The following is a 12420-nucleotide window of genomic DNA, read 5'->3' on the forward strand; positions in this document are numbered from 1 at the left end:
GCGACGTTTTCGAACGATGAACCGTTACGCCGCCCTGATGATGCCGTTCGCGATCGTCGCCTGCTCGGCCGAGCCGCCTGCCGATGCCAACGCTACGCAGACGGCCATGCCGGTCGGCTCGCTCGGCGGCGTCGATCCGGCAGCCAACGGCGCGGTCGTCTCGACACGCGGCGTGCCGACGTCACCAACGCTACATCCGGCATCGGAATTGCAGCCGCTGGTCTATGACGACTTCAAGGACAAGGATTTGCTGGGGTCGGGCTGCGCCTTCCACGCAGGTGCCGGTACGCCCACACTGTTGATGGTCCGTGACGAAGGCGACGGGCTGGTCAAATATGACAAGCGCTTCCATCGCATCACCGCCGCTACGCCTGGCCGCGACGCGATACAGGGTGGTGCGATCCTTGCCGGCGACGGCGTGTCTTTCACCGTCGCACGCCAGCCGGGCGACCCGGTGCAGGCGGGTAGCTCGACACAGGCATGGCCGGCGACGCTGACTATGCGCACCGCCAATGGGGGCAAGCGCCTCTATCGCAACGGCCGCTGGGAATGCGGCGGTTGATCGCCACCGTTGCGCGACGGGCGACGGCATTCTACAGCGCACGAACGGTCTCGTAGCTCAGCTGGACAGAGCGCCGCTTTCCTAAAGCGGGCGTCGGGGGTTCGAGTCCCTCCGAGACCACCATTCCACTCCGGCCGATCCAAGGAAGCACGGTCGGCTTCGACCGCCAGTGCGGCGAGCGTCGTTCCGCCGAAAGGCTGCCGCGTTTCGGTCACCGTCATGAATGGTGACAAGACGTAGACCCGTTCGTGCTGAGTAGGGGCTGAGCGAAGTCGAAGACCCGTATCGAAGCACCTGCGGCACGGGTCCTTCGATACGCCATTTCGAAAAGCTCAATGGCTACTCAGGACGAACGGGTCAGGTTCATGTCGGTAGCCGCTAATTCGCCCGCTCGGGCGGTACGACCGGCAGCAACAGCGGCGCGACCGGCACTCCTTCTTCGACCAGCGCCTTCGCCTCGGCGCGCGTCGCCTGGCCGTGGATGGTCGCCGGTTCGGCATCGCCGACATGCATCGCCCGCGCCCGATCGGCGAAGGCGGTGCCGACCCATTCGCTATTCGCCAATGCCGCCTGCTGCGCCTGTGCCAGCGCCTGCAGCGCCGCCTTCATCATCTCGGGCGGGGGGCCAGCCGTGCGGTCTCCCTTCGGCGCAATGTTGGGCGCCATCACCGCCTTCTCGATCGTCGCATCGGCACAGATGGGACATTGGATCAGGCCCTGCCCCCGCTGATCGGCATAGGCATCGCTGGAGGCAAACCATGCCTCAAACACATGCGCATTGCCGCAGCGCAGGTCGAACACGATCACGCGACGATCCCGACCGACGGGATCGCGCGGCGATGCTCGATCGCCGGGATCCGTCCCCGCACCGCATCGACCTGCGCAGGATCGATGTCGGCAAAGCCCAGGCCCGCCGTATCGCCCATATCGAGCAACACCTTGCCCCACGGATCGACGACCAGCGAATGGCCGTAGGTTATCCGTCCGTCCGCATGGCGACCGGTCTGTGCGGCGGCGACGACGAACGCGCCCGCTTCGATCGCACGCGCGCGCAGCAGGACGTGCCAATGCGCCTCGCCGGTCGGCACTGTAAACGCCGCGGGCACCGCCAGCATGGTCGCTCCGGCATCGCTCAACGCACGGAACAGGTCCGGAAAGCGCAGGTCGTAACAGATGGTCAGCCCCAGCCGACCGGCCGGGGTCGCCACCACCGTCGCCGATTCGCCCGGCGCATAGCTTGCCGATTCGCGCCAGCTCTCACCGGTCGGCAGCGTCACGTCGAACAGGTGCAGCTTGTCATAGCGAGCCCGCACGGCACCGGCCGCATCGATGACAAAGCCGCGATTGGCCAATCGCCCATCTGCCCGCCGCACCGCCAGCGACCCCAGATGCACCCAGATGCCGGCCCGCGCCGCCGCCGCGCTTACCGATCGCAGCACCGGGTCGGTATCTTCGGTCGCGATCGACGCGGCTGCGCGTTCGCGGTCCCGATCGATCAGGCCCGACATTTCGGGGGTGAACAGCATCGCCGCGCCACCCGCCGCCGCCCGCTCGATCGCCTCAACCAGCACGGCGGCATTGGCGTCGCGGTCGATACCCGCCGTCATCTGGAGCAGCGCGATCCGGGTCACGCCAGCAGCGCGTCCAGCTTGCCCGCGCGTTCCAGCGCCGCCAGATCGTCCGACCCGCCGACATGGGTGTCGCCGATGAAGATTTGCGGCACCGTCGTCCGGCCGTTGGCGCGCGCCAGCATCTCCTGCCGCTTCGCTCCGCCCAGCGTGATGTCGATCTCGTCATAGGCGGCGCCCTTCTCGTCCAGCAACCGCTTGGCGCGGGTGCAATAGGGGCAGAACGCCTTCGTATAGATGATAATATTAGCCATGCTGGATCAGGTGTGTCCGGCGATCGGCCTTGTCAATCGTCCGCACCGACGACGCGTGCCCAGCACAGGATCGTCACGCGCGTCGCACCGGCAGCACGCAGCACCTTGGTACAGGCGGCAGCGGTCGCGCCGCTGGTATGAACGTCGTCGACAAGCACGACCGTCTGCCCGGCGACCCGTCCCGGATCGGACGCCATGAACGCGCCGCGCACCGCCTGCGCGCGCCTGCGACCATTCATCCCCTTCAGCGCTGGCGTGGGGCGCGTCCGTCGCAGCGCGTCGCGTGCGACCGCGACGCCCGACAGGCGCGACAGTCCGTCGGCGATCAGCAGCGCCTGATTATATCCACGCGTCCACAATCGTCGTCGATGCAGCGGTACCGGCACGATCAGCGTCGCGTCGTCCGGCAGGTGCCGGTACATCAGCCGCGCCATCGTCTCCGCCAGCGCCAGTCGACCGCCATATTTCAGCTTGAGCGCGACATCGCGCGCGACCGGGCCATAGGCGACGGCGGCGCGCAGTCCGTCATGCGGCGGCGGCGCGGCAAGGCACGGCCCGCAGCGCAGGCCCTCTCCCCGATCGATCGCGAACGGCGCGCCACAGGTCGCGCATGCCGGATCGCCCAGAAAGCGCAGACCCGACCAGCACGTCGCGCAGAAACGATGATCGGCCTCGACGACCTCGCTACAGCCGGGGCAGCGCGGCGGCAGTGCCAGCGCGACCAGCCGGTTCAGTGCGACGACAGGAGCGCTGGCAAACGGCATGCCCCCTTGTCGCCGCCCGCGCCGCCCGGCACAAGCGGCGGCGTGACCGCCCCCGATATCTTCGACCGTCAACGCCGCCGCCTGCATCGCGACCGTTCCCAACCAGGCTTCGCGCGCGCCGATTTCCTGCATCGTTATATGCTGGAGGGGATTGAGGACCGGTTGCAGGCGGTGACCCGGCAATTCACCGACGTGCTCGACCTCGGCTGCCATGACGCTGCCTTCACGCCCCCGCCGGGCGCGCGCATCGCCCGCTTCGATCCCGGTTTCGCTTTCGCCCAGGCTGCGGGTGGCGTGCAGGGGGACGAGGACCGGCTGCCCTTTGCCGATGGCGCGTTCGATCTGGTGGTGTCGGTCGGCGTGCTCGACAGCGTCAACGACCTGCCCGGCGCGCTGACGCTGATCCGCCGGACGCTGCGCCCCGACGGCTTGTTCCTTGCCGCCTTCACCGGCGGCAGGACGCTGGCCACGCTGCGGCAATCGCTGCTGACTGCCGAGGGCGATCGGCCGGCCGGCCGGGTCCATCCGCAAATCGACCTGCGCTCGGCCGGCGACCTGCTGGTCCGGGCGGGCTTCGCGCTACCCGTCGCCGATTCGGAAACGCTGACGGTCCGCTATGCCGGGTTGGGCCGCTTGGTCGACGATCTGCGCGGCATGGGCGCGACCGGGCTGCTCGATCCCGCACCGCTGGGTCGCGCCGGGTTGATGGCGGCGGCCGCTGCCTTTGCCGACCGCGCCGATCCCGATGGCCGGACCGTCGAACAGTTCGAGGTCATCTACCTGACCGGCTGGGCCCCCGCCCCAAGCCAGCCGCAACCGGCCCGCCGCGGCAGCGCCACCGCCTCGCTCGCCGATACCTTGCGGCCTAGATAAGCGCTTCGAGCAGCCCGATCAGCGGCCGGTCGGCGGGCGGCATGGCAAGGCCATGCAACTGCACCGGCCGCAACCATTGTAGCGCGGTCGCATGGCGCGCGACCGGCATCCCCTGCCATTTGCGCAATGCGTAGAGCAGCAGAAGCAGATGCCGCTCACCCAGTGCCTCGCTGGCAAAGGCCGCCGGCGCCAGACAGCTATGGTCGACGACGATGCCCAATTCCTCGTCCAGTTCGCGGACCAGCGCCGCCTCGGGGGTCTCGCCCGGTTCGATCTTGCCACCGGGAAACTCCCACAGCCCCGCCATCGCCGTCCCGGGCGGGCGTTGCTGGACGAGCACCCGGCCATCGCCGTCGATCATCGCTGCGGCGGTCACCATCAGAAAATGGGGTGGATGCGACAATTTCTTAACCTCGCCGGCGTTAAGGGTCGATTCGGTCATAGCGGAGTAGAAGGTCCATGCGTTGCGCGCGGCGCCCGCTAAACAGTCTCTGGCGCGATCGGCGTGGGGCCACTGCCGTCGAATATGGCATGATTCTCGCGATGGTCGCGATTGCGATCGTCGCTGCCATCGCCGGCCTTGGCGACATCAACGGCAGCCTATGGGACGGCGTCGCAACCAACGTCATCGAGCATAGCCATGTTGGTTAACCATGGAAATATTGTCGGTAACCTTTCTGCTTAAAACTTTATCAACCGAGTTCTTCGTACACTGCGCTTGCTGACCGGGCATCGTCCGAACGGCCGGGAAAATTGAAGTACGCAGAACCACGGAGACCGAAATGCAGAAGATCCGCACCTTTCTGAAGAACAGCAAGGGCGCCACCGCGATCGAATACGGGCTGATTGCCGCGCTTATCGCCGTTGCCGCCATCACCGCCATGCAGGGTCTGGGCAACCAGCTGAGCACGACGTTCAACAACGTTTCGGGCCAGATGAAGGCGACGAAGGCCGGCGGCTGATCCCTACGATCACCGATAGCGAAAGGGCGGCGGGACTTCGGTTCCGCCGCCCTTTTCATGTCGGTTACAGTCGGCCCATCTTCAGGAACTTCTGCCGCCGTGCCTGGCGCAGCGAAGCGGCCTCCATGCCCGACAGCTCGCCCAGCGCCGTATCGATCGCATCGCCCAGCGCCGCGATCGCCGCACCCTTGTCGCGATGCGCCGCGCCCAGCGGTTCGGGCACGATCCGGTCGATCACGCCCAGCGACTTCAGATCCTGCGCGGTCACCCGCATCGCCTCGGCCGCCTCGGGCGCCTTGTCGGCGGTGCGCCACAGGATCGATGCGCATCCTTCGGGTGAGATCACCGAATAGACGGCGTGCTCCATCATCAGCACGATATTGCCCGCCGCCAGCGCGATCGCGCCGCCCGATCCGCCTTCGCCCAAAATCGCCGACACCATCGGCACGCCTAGGTTCAGCGCCGCCTCGGTCGAACGCGCGATCGCCTCTGCCTGTCCACGCTCTTCGGCCTGGATGCCGGGAAACGCGCCCGACGTATCGACCAGCGTCACCACCGGCAGGCTGAAGCGGTCGGCGAGTTGCATCAGCCGGATCGCCTTGCGATAGCCCTCGGGCTTGCCCATGCCGAAATTGTGGCGGAGGCGGCTGGCGGTGTCGTCGCCCTTTTCATGGCCGATCACCACGACCTTGCGCCCGCGGAACCGCCCGATCCCGCCGAGGATCGCCGAATCATCGGCAAAGGCGCGGTCCCCGCCCAGCGGCATGAAATCCTCGACCAGCGAGGCGACATAGTGCTTGAAATGCGGCCGCTCGGGATGGCGCGCGACCTGCGTCTTCTGCCACGGGGTCAGCTTGGTATAAGTTTCACGCAGCAGCCGGTCGGACTTGGTCTGCAACCGTCCGATCTCGGTCGCGATGTCGAGCTCGCCATCGGCGGCGGTATCGCGCAGTTCGTCGATCCGCGCCTGCAATTCGGCGATGGGTTTTTCGAAATCAAGGAAGCTAGCCATGGGTCCGCGCCCTATGGCCGTGTCCGCCCGGCGTCAATCAGCGGGTGCCGCTCGTTGACCAGCCGCACCAGCCGCGACGCATCGACATGGGTATAGATTTCGGTCGTGGCGATATCGGCATGGCCCAACATCGCCTGCAACGCGCGCAGGTCGGCGCCGCCTTCCAGCAGATGCGTGGCAAAGGCGTGACGCAGCACGTGCGGGCTGATCCGGTCGGGCGCGATGCCGGCCTCGCCCGCCAGCGCCCGCACGATCTGATATAGTCGCATCCGGCTGAGATGCCCCTTGCCCGACGGGAACAGCCAAGGACTGTCCGCCGGGACATGCGCGCGCCAGCGGACGACGGCGGCCCGCGCGCGATCGGACAGCGGCACCATCCGCTCGCGCCCGCCCTTGCCCTTCAGGATCAGATAGGGCCGGTCCGAAACGATCGCGCCACGCGGCAACGACACCAGCTCGGTCGCGCGCAGTCCCGATCCGTAGAGCAGCTCGAACAGCGCCGACAGCCGCAGGTCGTTGCGATCGGGCGGCACCCGCGCGATCCGCGCTTCGATCGCGGCGAACATCGCATCGATATCGCCGCTCGACAGCGTCTTGGGCAGCGGCCGCGACGTGCCCGGGCGGGGCAGCGCCGCCCCCGGATCGTCCGCCCGCAATCCCTCATCGGCCAGAAAGGCGAAGAATCGCCGCAGCGCCGCCGCCTTGCGCGCCACCGTCGACTTGGCGAGGTCGCCCCAGCCATCGGCCAGCCGCCCGATCGCCGCCGCGTCGGCCTCGGCCAGCCGCCCGCCCAGCGTCCCGGACGCCAGCGACAAATCGGTGCGATAGGCGGCGACGGTATTGCGTGCCGCCCCCGCTTCCGCCGCCATCATTTCGAGGAAACGGTCGATCAGCACGCGATCGCCGCCGATGCCGCTCACGTCCGCGCGATCGCCTCGGCGGCGATCATCCGCGCCTCGCCCTCACGCCCCGCCGCGCGTAGTGCCGCGACGATATGGAACAGCGCCACCGGCGACACGCCGCGCCAGTCGCGCGTCTGCATGCCGGTAGCCGCCAGCAACAGCACCGTGCCCGCCTCGCCGCGCACGCCCGACCGGTCGATCGCATCGGTCCACGCGTTGCGCGCGCCGATCGCGACGTTCAGGTCGCGCGCCAGCCCCTGCACCTGATCCTGCGGCAGCCGGCCGAGCCCCGCCAGCCCGGCGAACAGCAACTGCCCCTTGCGCCCATTCTGCCCGGCATAGTCCGAGACCGCGCCAACCGGAACCGATCGTCCCATCGGATCGGCCAGCGCCAGCATCGCCCAGCCATCGCTGCCGACCGGCACCACCGGCCGCCAGCGCAGCGCCGGCAGGTCGAGGCCCGCGGTCAGCATCGACGCGATCAGTTGGTCGGCGTCGCCGACATGATCGGCAACCGGCGCGATCATCGCCGCCGCTCTTGCCGTCAGCACCCGCCGGGCATGGCCGAGTGGCGTCGTCGCCGCCGGTTCCCAGAACTGGCGCAGCATGGTCAGCCGCTGATCGTCATTGCCGGTGAAGGCGGTGCGCAAATCGGTGGCCAGCGCACTTTGCGCACTGCTGGCATCTTCGTCGGCCAGCAACTGCGCATACAGGTCGACCAGCGCCTCGCTCGACAACACGCCCTGCGCCGCCGCGAACTCGCCATCGGTCAACCGGACATTGGGCGCGAATTGCGGCGCGGTGGCGTGCCAGTAGCGTACCTGCGGACCGACCCCGTCGAACATTTCCGCCGGCACCGGCGTCGCGCTGGCGGCGGCCATGCCATATCGCCATGCCGTCAGCCGATCGACGCCGTCCCATTCGATCGTCGCCGCCCGCCTGCCCTGTGCGCCTTTGCCGACCAGCTTTTCGGCGAGCGCCACATCGATCGCACCGCCGCCCGGCGCCTGACGCCGTGCCTGGTCGACGATCCGCCCCGCCTCGCGCGCCTCGCCCTTCAGGCCGAGGCAGACGGCATTGGCCAGCCGCCATCCGCGCTCGTTCGACACCCGCATCGCCGGTGCAACAAGCGGGCACATGCCGCCCGGATCGCCGGTCGCCAGCAACGCCTGCATCGCGATCTGATAGAGTTTGGGCGTATAGTTATCGATATCGACCGACTGGACCAGCGCGCGCGCCGCCGGCGCCTCGCCCATCCGCACCAGCAGCCATGCCCGCTCGGCGGCGAAATCCGCGCCATCGACACCGCCCGGCGTATCGACATCGGCGACCAGCGCCCGCCGCAGCGCGATCGAGAGCCAGCGCGAGGCGACCGGCGCGTCGAGCGAGCGCATGATCCGCTCCAGCCACGGCCCATCGGCCGCGCCGAACGCGTCGCGCCCGAAGTCGCTGCCCTGCCCCGCAATGCCGATATTGGTCAGCGACCGGCGCGCGAAATCGGGCAATTCATATTGGCGAAGCGCCTCGGCATCGATCGGCACGGTCGATGCGGAGGGGGTTGGCGTGGGCGTCGGCGTCGCGCCCGGCAGTCCCGGTATCGGCTGGACGATCGCGGCGGGCGGCGCGAAGTTCGGCGCGCCCGGGGCGGCCGAGCCACTGGGTCGCGGCGTCGGCGTCGGGGCCGGCGCATCGCCGAACCCCGGCGGCAGCAGCGATTCGGGTACGTCCTGACCCGTTGCCGGTACCGCGATCGCGATCAGCGCCGCTGCGGCGACGCCGATCCGCAACCGGTCAGTTGGCGAGATTTTCAAGCGAGACCGCCTTTTCGATCTGGGTCGGCTGCTGCTCGGTCGAACGTCCCGCCAGCAGGAACATGCCCGCGATCAGCGCGACCACGACGACGAGAAGGATGACAAGCGAACGCGACATGGATCAAATCGTCCCGGTAATTTGGCTCGAACAAAGAAGGCGACGCGCCTTTTGCCCGATCGGTTGGGCGGCTGTATAGCCCATCGTTCGATGCTGCAAATTCAAGAATCCATTCCCCAGCCGCCACCGCCCTGGACCGGACGTCCGATCGTCCTGGTCGGGTTGATGGGTGTCGGCAAATCCACCGTCGGCCGGCGGCTTGCCCAACGCATGAAGCTCGATTTCGTCGATGCCGATCACGAGATCGAACATGCCGCCGGCATGACCATCGCCGAAATCTTCGAACGCTTCGGCGAAGCGCATTTTCGCGACGGCGAACGCCGTGTCATTGCCCGCCTGATCGACGGCACGCCCAAGATCATCGCGACCGGCGGCGGCGCGTTCATGCAGGAGGAGACGCGCGCGCTGATCCTCGACCAGTCGCTGGCGATCTGGCTCGATGCCTCGCCCGAAATACTGGCCGAACGCGTCCGCCGCCGCGACACCCGTCCGCTGCTGCGGGGGAAGGATCCGCGCAAGGTGCTGACCGAACTCGCCCGTATCCGCAATCCCGTCTATGCGCTTGCACCGATCCACATCGTCAGCCAGCACGCGCCGCACGACGCTACCGTCTCCGCGATCCTGAAAGCCATCGGCCAATGACCGTCATTCCCGTCGCCCTTGGCGACCGCAGCTACGATATCGTGATCGAGGACGGCGTGCTTGCCCGTGCCGGCGACCATCTTGCCCCGATCGCGCGCGGGCGGCGGATGGTGATCGTCGCCGATGCCAATGTGCCGATGCACCTCGCGACCCTGCGCGATTCGCTGTCGGCGGCGGGCGTGGCGAGCGAAGCGATCGAGATTCCGGCCGGCGAAGGCTCGAAAAGCTGGGCGACGCTCGAACGGCTGCTCGATTCGCTGCTCGCACTGGGCGTGGAGCGCGGTGACCATATCGTGGCGCTGGGCGGCGGGGTGATCGGCGATCTGGTCGGTTTCGCCGCCGCGATCCTGAAGCGGGGCTGTGGCTTCGTACAGGTGCCGACGACCTTGCTTGCGCAGGTCGATTCATCGGTCGGGGGCAAGACCGGGATCAACACCCGCGCCGGCAAGAATCTGGTCGGTGCCTTTCACCAGCCGGCACTGGTGCTGATCGACCCGACGACGCTCGACACGCTGCCGCCGCGCGAGGTCCGCGCCGGCTATGCCGAGGTCGTCAAATACGGCCTGATCGACGATCCCGACTTCTTCGCCTGGTGCGAGACCAACGGCGCCGCGCTGCTCGCGGGCGACCCTGCCGCCCGTGCCCACGCCATCGCCCGGTCGGTTACGGCCAAGGCACGGATCGTCGGGGCCGACGAACGCGAGACGACCGGCACACGCGCGCTGCTCAACCTCGGCCATACCTTCGGCCATGCGCTGGAGGCGGAGGCCGGGTTCGACGGATCGCTGCTGCATGGCGAGGGGGTGGCGGCCGGCATGGCGCTGGCCTTCGCCTATTCGGCCGAACAGGGGCTGTGTTCCGCCGCCGATGCCGATCGCGTCGCGGCGCATCTGCGTGCCGCCGGCCTGCCCGACGGCCTCGCCGCCGCCGGCATTGCCGCTTCGGGCGAAACGCTGGTCGCGCACATGTTGCATGACAAGAAGCGGGAGGGCGGCACCCTGCCCTTCCTGCTCGCGCGGGGCATCGGGGCGACCTATCTCGACCGCTCGGTCGATCTGGAACAGGTCGCCGCCTTCCTGAACCGCTGCCCCCGCTGATGCCGCGGGGCGTCGCCAAGCGCGATCTGCCGACCAAGATCTGCCCGGTATGCGAACGGCCGTTCGCGTGGCGCAAGAAATGGGAGCGCGACTGGGACAATGTCGTCTACTGTTCCGACCGCTGCCGTCGCACCGGGCGCGCGTTAACCGATCCGCAGTAGCGCCATGGTACAGCGCCCGGCTCCAGCGTTATCCGGGGGCCGGCTTCATGCAACACCAACGACGGGCGCGGCTGGGCAATCGTTCGATGCTGCGTTGGCTCGTCGACCCCACGACGAACGTGCCCGCCGAAACCCGGCCGATCCTGCTCGGTTCGCTGCTGTCCGCGCCGGGCGTCGTTCTGATCGGTGCGCTGTCGGGCATCTTCATCGCGGTCGCCGCCGCGCTGCGCACCGGATCGCCGCGATTCTGGGTGTTCGCCGCGATCGAGGTCGTGCTCGTGCTGCTGCGCTTGCGCGCGATCCGGCGAAGCGAGCGTCATTTCCGCGCCGGGACGCTGCCGACCGTCGACCGTTCGGTCCTGCTGACGATCGGCTGGTGCGCGCTGCAGGGCATCACCGGCTTCGCCATTGCCCGGACCGGCGATCTGGCGATGATCGTCATCGCGACCGCGTTCATCCTCGGCCTCGTCGCGCCGATCTGCGCCCGCAACCACGCCGCCCCGCGACTGGCGGTCATGCTGGTAATGCTGTGCGATCTTCCGTTGAAGATCGGCCTGGCCTTTTCGGGCCATCCGGTCCTCTGGATGCTGATCCCGCTCTGTTTTCCGCTGTTCGCCAGCATTTGCGTGCTGCTGCGCAACGTCGCGGCCATCATGGCCGATTCGTTCAACGCTGCCGAATGCAACCGCTTCCTCGCCGGACACGACGCGCTGACCGGTCTCGCGAATCGCTACGGCCTCGACGAGCGGATCGCGGCGATGGCCGTCCGGCCGCTGGCGTTGCTGTGTCTCGATCTCGACCGGTTCAAGTCGGTCAACGACCGGTACGGCCATGGTGCGGGCGATGCGGTGCTGGTCGCGGTGGCCGCGCGGCTGCGCGACGCGGCGGGGGATGCGGCACTGATCGTCCGGCTCGGCGGCGACGAGTTCCTGCTCGCGGTTCCCGATCTCGACCCCGCACGGGCCGAAGCGCTCGGCCAACATATCGCCGCCGCCATCACCGACTGCAAGATCGCGCTCGCCGACGGCGACCATGTCGCGATCGGGACCAGCATCGGCTATGCCTGTTTTCCCGAAGACGCGACCTCGGTCACGGCGCTGCGGACCAACGCCGACGACGCGCTCTATGCCGCCAAGCGCGGCGGCGGCGGCGTCCGTCGGCATCGGGCGCCAGCGACGCTCCCCGACGCCGCCTGACGCTTCAGGGGATATCGCGCTCGGCCGCCTGCTGCTGGCGCCGCTCGGCGAACCATTGGCGCAGCATCGCCTGGGTACAGCCGGTCTGGCCGCCGGTGCCGATCACCGAACAGCTATTGGGCCGCGTCGCCCGCGCCGCCTCCATCGCCACGTCGGCACGCTGTGCCCAGCTGGCATCCGCCGACCGTTGCGACGGCGGGTCGCGGAAGCGCTTCGGAATGCGATAGCGTTCATTTTCGTTCAGCCGCGCGCATACCACGATCTCGTCGTCGCTATCGGGCTTGGGACATTGTTCGTCGCCATAGACGGTGGCGTTGCGCACGCGTTGCGGCGGATCGGCCGGCGCATCCTGCGCGAGCGCCGGCCCCGCAATCGCCAATGCCAGTCCCGCCAAAACCCAACGCGCCATCGCCATTCTCCTCGCTCCCGACCATAACG

General features: G+C 68.4%; 18 protein-coding genes and 1 tRNA gene. 9 read left to right on the top strand and 10 right to left on the bottom strand.

Annotated features, from left to right (window positions below; translation table 11 throughout):
- Positions 1-16 precede the first annotated feature (16 nt).
- Positions 17-562 carry a hypothetical protein gene (locus ACZ1JS_RS07205; RefSeq protein ID WP_465168343.1) on the top strand — a complete coding sequence of 182 codons (546 nt, stop codon included), beginning with the start codon at positions 17-19 and terminating at the stop codon, positions 560-562.
- Between the two features lie 46 nt (positions 563-608).
- Positions 609-685 (top strand) — tRNA-Arg (locus ACZ1JS_RS07210).
- Positions 686-940: 255 nt separating this feature from the next.
- Here the strand turns inward: ACZ1JS_RS07210 and ACZ1JS_RS07215 are convergent.
- The 4 genes from ACZ1JS_RS07215 to ACZ1JS_RS07230 are packed head-to-tail and all read right to left on the bottom strand — an operon-like array spanning position 941 to position 3208.
- Complete coding sequence (locus ACZ1JS_RS07215; protein WP_465168344.1) at positions 941-1369, bottom strand: DUF1178 family protein; 429 nt, start codon at positions 1367-1369, stop codon at positions 941-943.
- Positions 1366-2193 carry a carbon-nitrogen hydrolase family protein gene (locus ACZ1JS_RS07220; protein WP_465168345.1) on the bottom strand — a complete coding sequence of 276 codons (828 nt, stop codon included), beginning with the start codon at positions 2191-2193 and terminating at the stop codon, positions 1366-1368. The genes ACZ1JS_RS07215 and ACZ1JS_RS07220 overlap by 4 nt, the downstream gene beginning before the upstream one ends.
- On the bottom strand, positions 2190-2444 hold the full coding sequence (gene grxC / locus ACZ1JS_RS07225; protein WP_465168346.1) for a glutaredoxin 3: 255 nt from the start codon (positions 2442-2444) through the stop codon (positions 2190-2192). The genes ACZ1JS_RS07220 and grxC overlap by 4 nt, the downstream gene beginning before the upstream one ends.
- A 32-nt stretch (positions 2445-2476) precedes the next feature.
- On the bottom strand, positions 2477-3208 hold the full coding sequence (locus ACZ1JS_RS07230; protein ID WP_465168347.1) for a double zinc ribbon domain-containing protein: 732 nt from the start codon (positions 3206-3208) through the stop codon (positions 2477-2479).
- A 42-nt stretch (positions 3209-3250) separates the two neighbouring features.
- Between ACZ1JS_RS07230 and ACZ1JS_RS07235 the strand changes: the two genes are divergently transcribed.
- On the top strand, positions 3251-4081 hold the full coding sequence (locus ACZ1JS_RS07235; protein ID WP_465168348.1) for a class I SAM-dependent methyltransferase: 831 nt from the start codon (positions 3251-3253) through the stop codon (positions 4079-4081).
- Here the strand turns inward: ACZ1JS_RS07235 and ACZ1JS_RS07240 are convergent.
- The gene (locus tag ACZ1JS_RS07240) at positions 4074-4460 is read right to left on the bottom strand and encodes a (deoxy)nucleoside triphosphate pyrophosphohydrolase (protein ID WP_465168649.1); all 387 of its coding nucleotides are present in this window, start codon (positions 4458-4460) and stop codon (positions 4074-4076) included. The genes ACZ1JS_RS07235 and ACZ1JS_RS07240 overlap by 8 nt on opposite strands.
- An 80-nt stretch (positions 4461-4540) precedes the next feature.
- On the opposite strand from ACZ1JS_RS07240, the gene ACZ1JS_RS07245 reads away from it, so the two are divergent.
- Together ACZ1JS_RS07245 and ACZ1JS_RS07250 are read left to right on the top strand one after the other, a co-directional pair.
- Positions 4541-4732: a Flp family type IVb pilin gene (locus ACZ1JS_RS07245; RefSeq protein WP_465168349.1), complete on the top strand. Its 192-nt coding sequence runs from the start codon at positions 4541-4543 to the stop codon at positions 4730-4732.
- Positions 4733-4863: 131 nt separating this feature from the next.
- Positions 4864-5043: a Flp family type IVb pilin gene (locus tag ACZ1JS_RS07250; RefSeq protein ID WP_465168350.1), complete on the top strand. Its 180-nt coding sequence runs from the start codon at positions 4864-4866 to the stop codon at positions 5041-5043.
- A gap of 64 nt (positions 5044-5107) precedes the next feature.
- On the opposite strand, the gene ACZ1JS_RS07255 is transcribed toward ACZ1JS_RS07250, so the two are convergent.
- Genes ACZ1JS_RS07255 through ACZ1JS_RS07270 form a run of 4 tightly spaced genes read right to left on the bottom strand, consistent with a single transcriptional unit; the run spans position 5108 to position 8886 of the window.
- On the bottom strand, positions 5108-6055 hold the full coding sequence (locus tag ACZ1JS_RS07255; RefSeq protein ID WP_465168351.1) for an acetyl-CoA carboxylase carboxyltransferase subunit alpha: 948 nt from the start codon (positions 6053-6055) through the stop codon (positions 5108-5110).
- An 11-nt stretch (positions 6056-6066) separates the two neighbouring features.
- Entirely contained in the window at positions 6067-6966 is a 900-nt protein-coding gene (locus ACZ1JS_RS07260; RefSeq protein WP_465168650.1) for a tyrosine-type recombinase/integrase, read from the bottom strand.
- A 5-nt stretch (positions 6967-6971) separates the two neighbouring features.
- Positions 6972-8768 (bottom strand): hypothetical protein, encoded by a 1797-nt coding sequence (locus tag ACZ1JS_RS07265; protein ID WP_465168352.1) that lies wholly within the window; start codon positions 8766-8768, stop codon positions 6972-6974.
- The gene (locus ACZ1JS_RS07270) at positions 8749-8886 is read right to left on the bottom strand and encodes a hypothetical protein (protein ID WP_200909539.1); all 138 of its coding nucleotides are present in this window, start codon (positions 8884-8886) and stop codon (positions 8749-8751) included. Before ACZ1JS_RS07270 ends, ACZ1JS_RS07265 begins: the two co-directional genes overlap by 20 nt.
- A gap of 90 nt (positions 8887-8976) precedes the next feature.
- Between ACZ1JS_RS07270 and ACZ1JS_RS07275 the strand changes: the two genes are divergently transcribed.
- The 4 genes from ACZ1JS_RS07275 to ACZ1JS_RS07290 all read left to right on the top strand — a co-directional run bounded on the left by ACZ1JS_RS07275 (position 8977) and on the right by ACZ1JS_RS07290 (position 11982).
- Entirely contained in the window at positions 8977-9528 is a 552-nt protein-coding gene (locus tag ACZ1JS_RS07275) for a shikimate kinase (protein WP_242117616.1), read from the top strand.
- Positions 9525-10625 carry a 3-dehydroquinate synthase gene (gene aroB / locus ACZ1JS_RS07280; protein WP_465168353.1) on the top strand — a complete coding sequence of 367 codons (1101 nt, stop codon included), beginning with the start codon at positions 9525-9527 and terminating at the stop codon, positions 10623-10625. Before ACZ1JS_RS07275 ends, aroB begins: the two co-directional genes overlap by 4 nt.
- Entirely contained in the window at positions 10625-10786 is a 162-nt protein-coding gene (locus ACZ1JS_RS07285) for a DUF2256 domain-containing protein (protein ID WP_345875560.1), read from the top strand. The genes aroB and ACZ1JS_RS07285 overlap by 1 nt, the downstream gene beginning before the upstream one ends.
- A gap of 86 nt (positions 10787-10872) precedes the next feature.
- Positions 10873-11982, top strand: coding sequence for a diguanylate cyclase domain-containing protein (locus ACZ1JS_RS07290; protein WP_465168354.1), 1110 nt, complete (start codon positions 10873-10875; stop codon positions 11980-11982).
- Positions 11983-11986: 4 nt separating this feature from the next.
- On the opposite strand, the gene ACZ1JS_RS07295 is transcribed toward ACZ1JS_RS07290, so the two are convergent.
- Positions 11987-12391 (bottom strand): hypothetical protein, encoded by a 405-nt coding sequence (locus tag ACZ1JS_RS07295; RefSeq protein ID WP_242117607.1) that lies wholly within the window; start codon positions 12389-12391, stop codon positions 11987-11989.
- Positions 12392-12420 lie beyond the last annotated feature (29 nt).

The organism is Sphingomonas sp. BL-S-05, assembly GCF_055521695.1.

Excerpts from the sequence above, each read along its gene's own strand:
- ACZ1JS_RS07205 (WP_465168343.1), top strand. The coding sequence starts at position 17 with ATGAACCGTTACGCCGCCCTGATGATGCCGTTCGCGATCGTCGCCTGC.
- grxC (WP_465168346.1), bottom strand. The coding sequence starts at position 2,444 with ATGGCTAATATTATCATCTATACGAAGGCGTTCTGCCCCTATTGCACC.
- ACZ1JS_RS07230 (WP_465168347.1), bottom strand. The coding sequence starts at position 3,208 with ATGCCGTTTGCCAGCGCTCCTGTCGTCGCACTGAACCGGCTGGTCGCG.
- ACZ1JS_RS07240 (WP_465168649.1), bottom strand. The coding sequence starts at position 4,460 with ATGGTGACCGCCGCAGCGATGATCGACGGCGATGGCCGGGTGCTCGTC.
- ACZ1JS_RS07245 (WP_465168349.1), top strand. The coding sequence starts at position 4,541 with ATGCGTTGCGCGCGGCGCCCGCTAAACAGTCTCTGGCGCGATCGGCGT.
- ACZ1JS_RS07250 (WP_465168350.1), top strand. The coding sequence starts at position 4,864 with ATGCAGAAGATCCGCACCTTTCTGAAGAACAGCAAGGGCGCCACCGCG.
- ACZ1JS_RS07255 (WP_465168351.1), bottom strand. The coding sequence starts at position 6,055 with ATGGCTAGCTTCCTTGATTTCGAAAAACCCATCGCCGAATTGCAGGCG.
- ACZ1JS_RS07270 (WP_200909539.1), bottom strand. The coding sequence starts at position 8,886 with ATGTCGCGTTCGCTTGTCATCCTTCTCGTCGTCGTGGTCGCGCTGATC.
- ACZ1JS_RS07275 (WP_242117616.1), top strand. The coding sequence starts at position 8,977 with ATGCTGCAAATTCAAGAATCCATTCCCCAGCCGCCACCGCCCTGGACC.
- aroB (WP_465168353.1), top strand. The coding sequence starts at position 9,525 with ATGACCGTCATTCCCGTCGCCCTTGGCGACCGCAGCTACGATATCGTG.
- ACZ1JS_RS07285 (WP_345875560.1), top strand. The coding sequence starts at position 10,625 with ATGCCGCGGGGCGTCGCCAAGCGCGATCTGCCGACCAAGATCTGCCCG.
- ACZ1JS_RS07290 (WP_465168354.1), top strand. The coding sequence starts at position 10,873 with ATGCTGCGTTGGCTCGTCGACCCCACGACGAACGTGCCCGCCGAAACC.
- ACZ1JS_RS07295 (WP_242117607.1), bottom strand. The coding sequence starts at position 12,391 with ATGGCGCGTTGGGTTTTGGCGGGACTGGCATTGGCGATTGCGGGGCCG.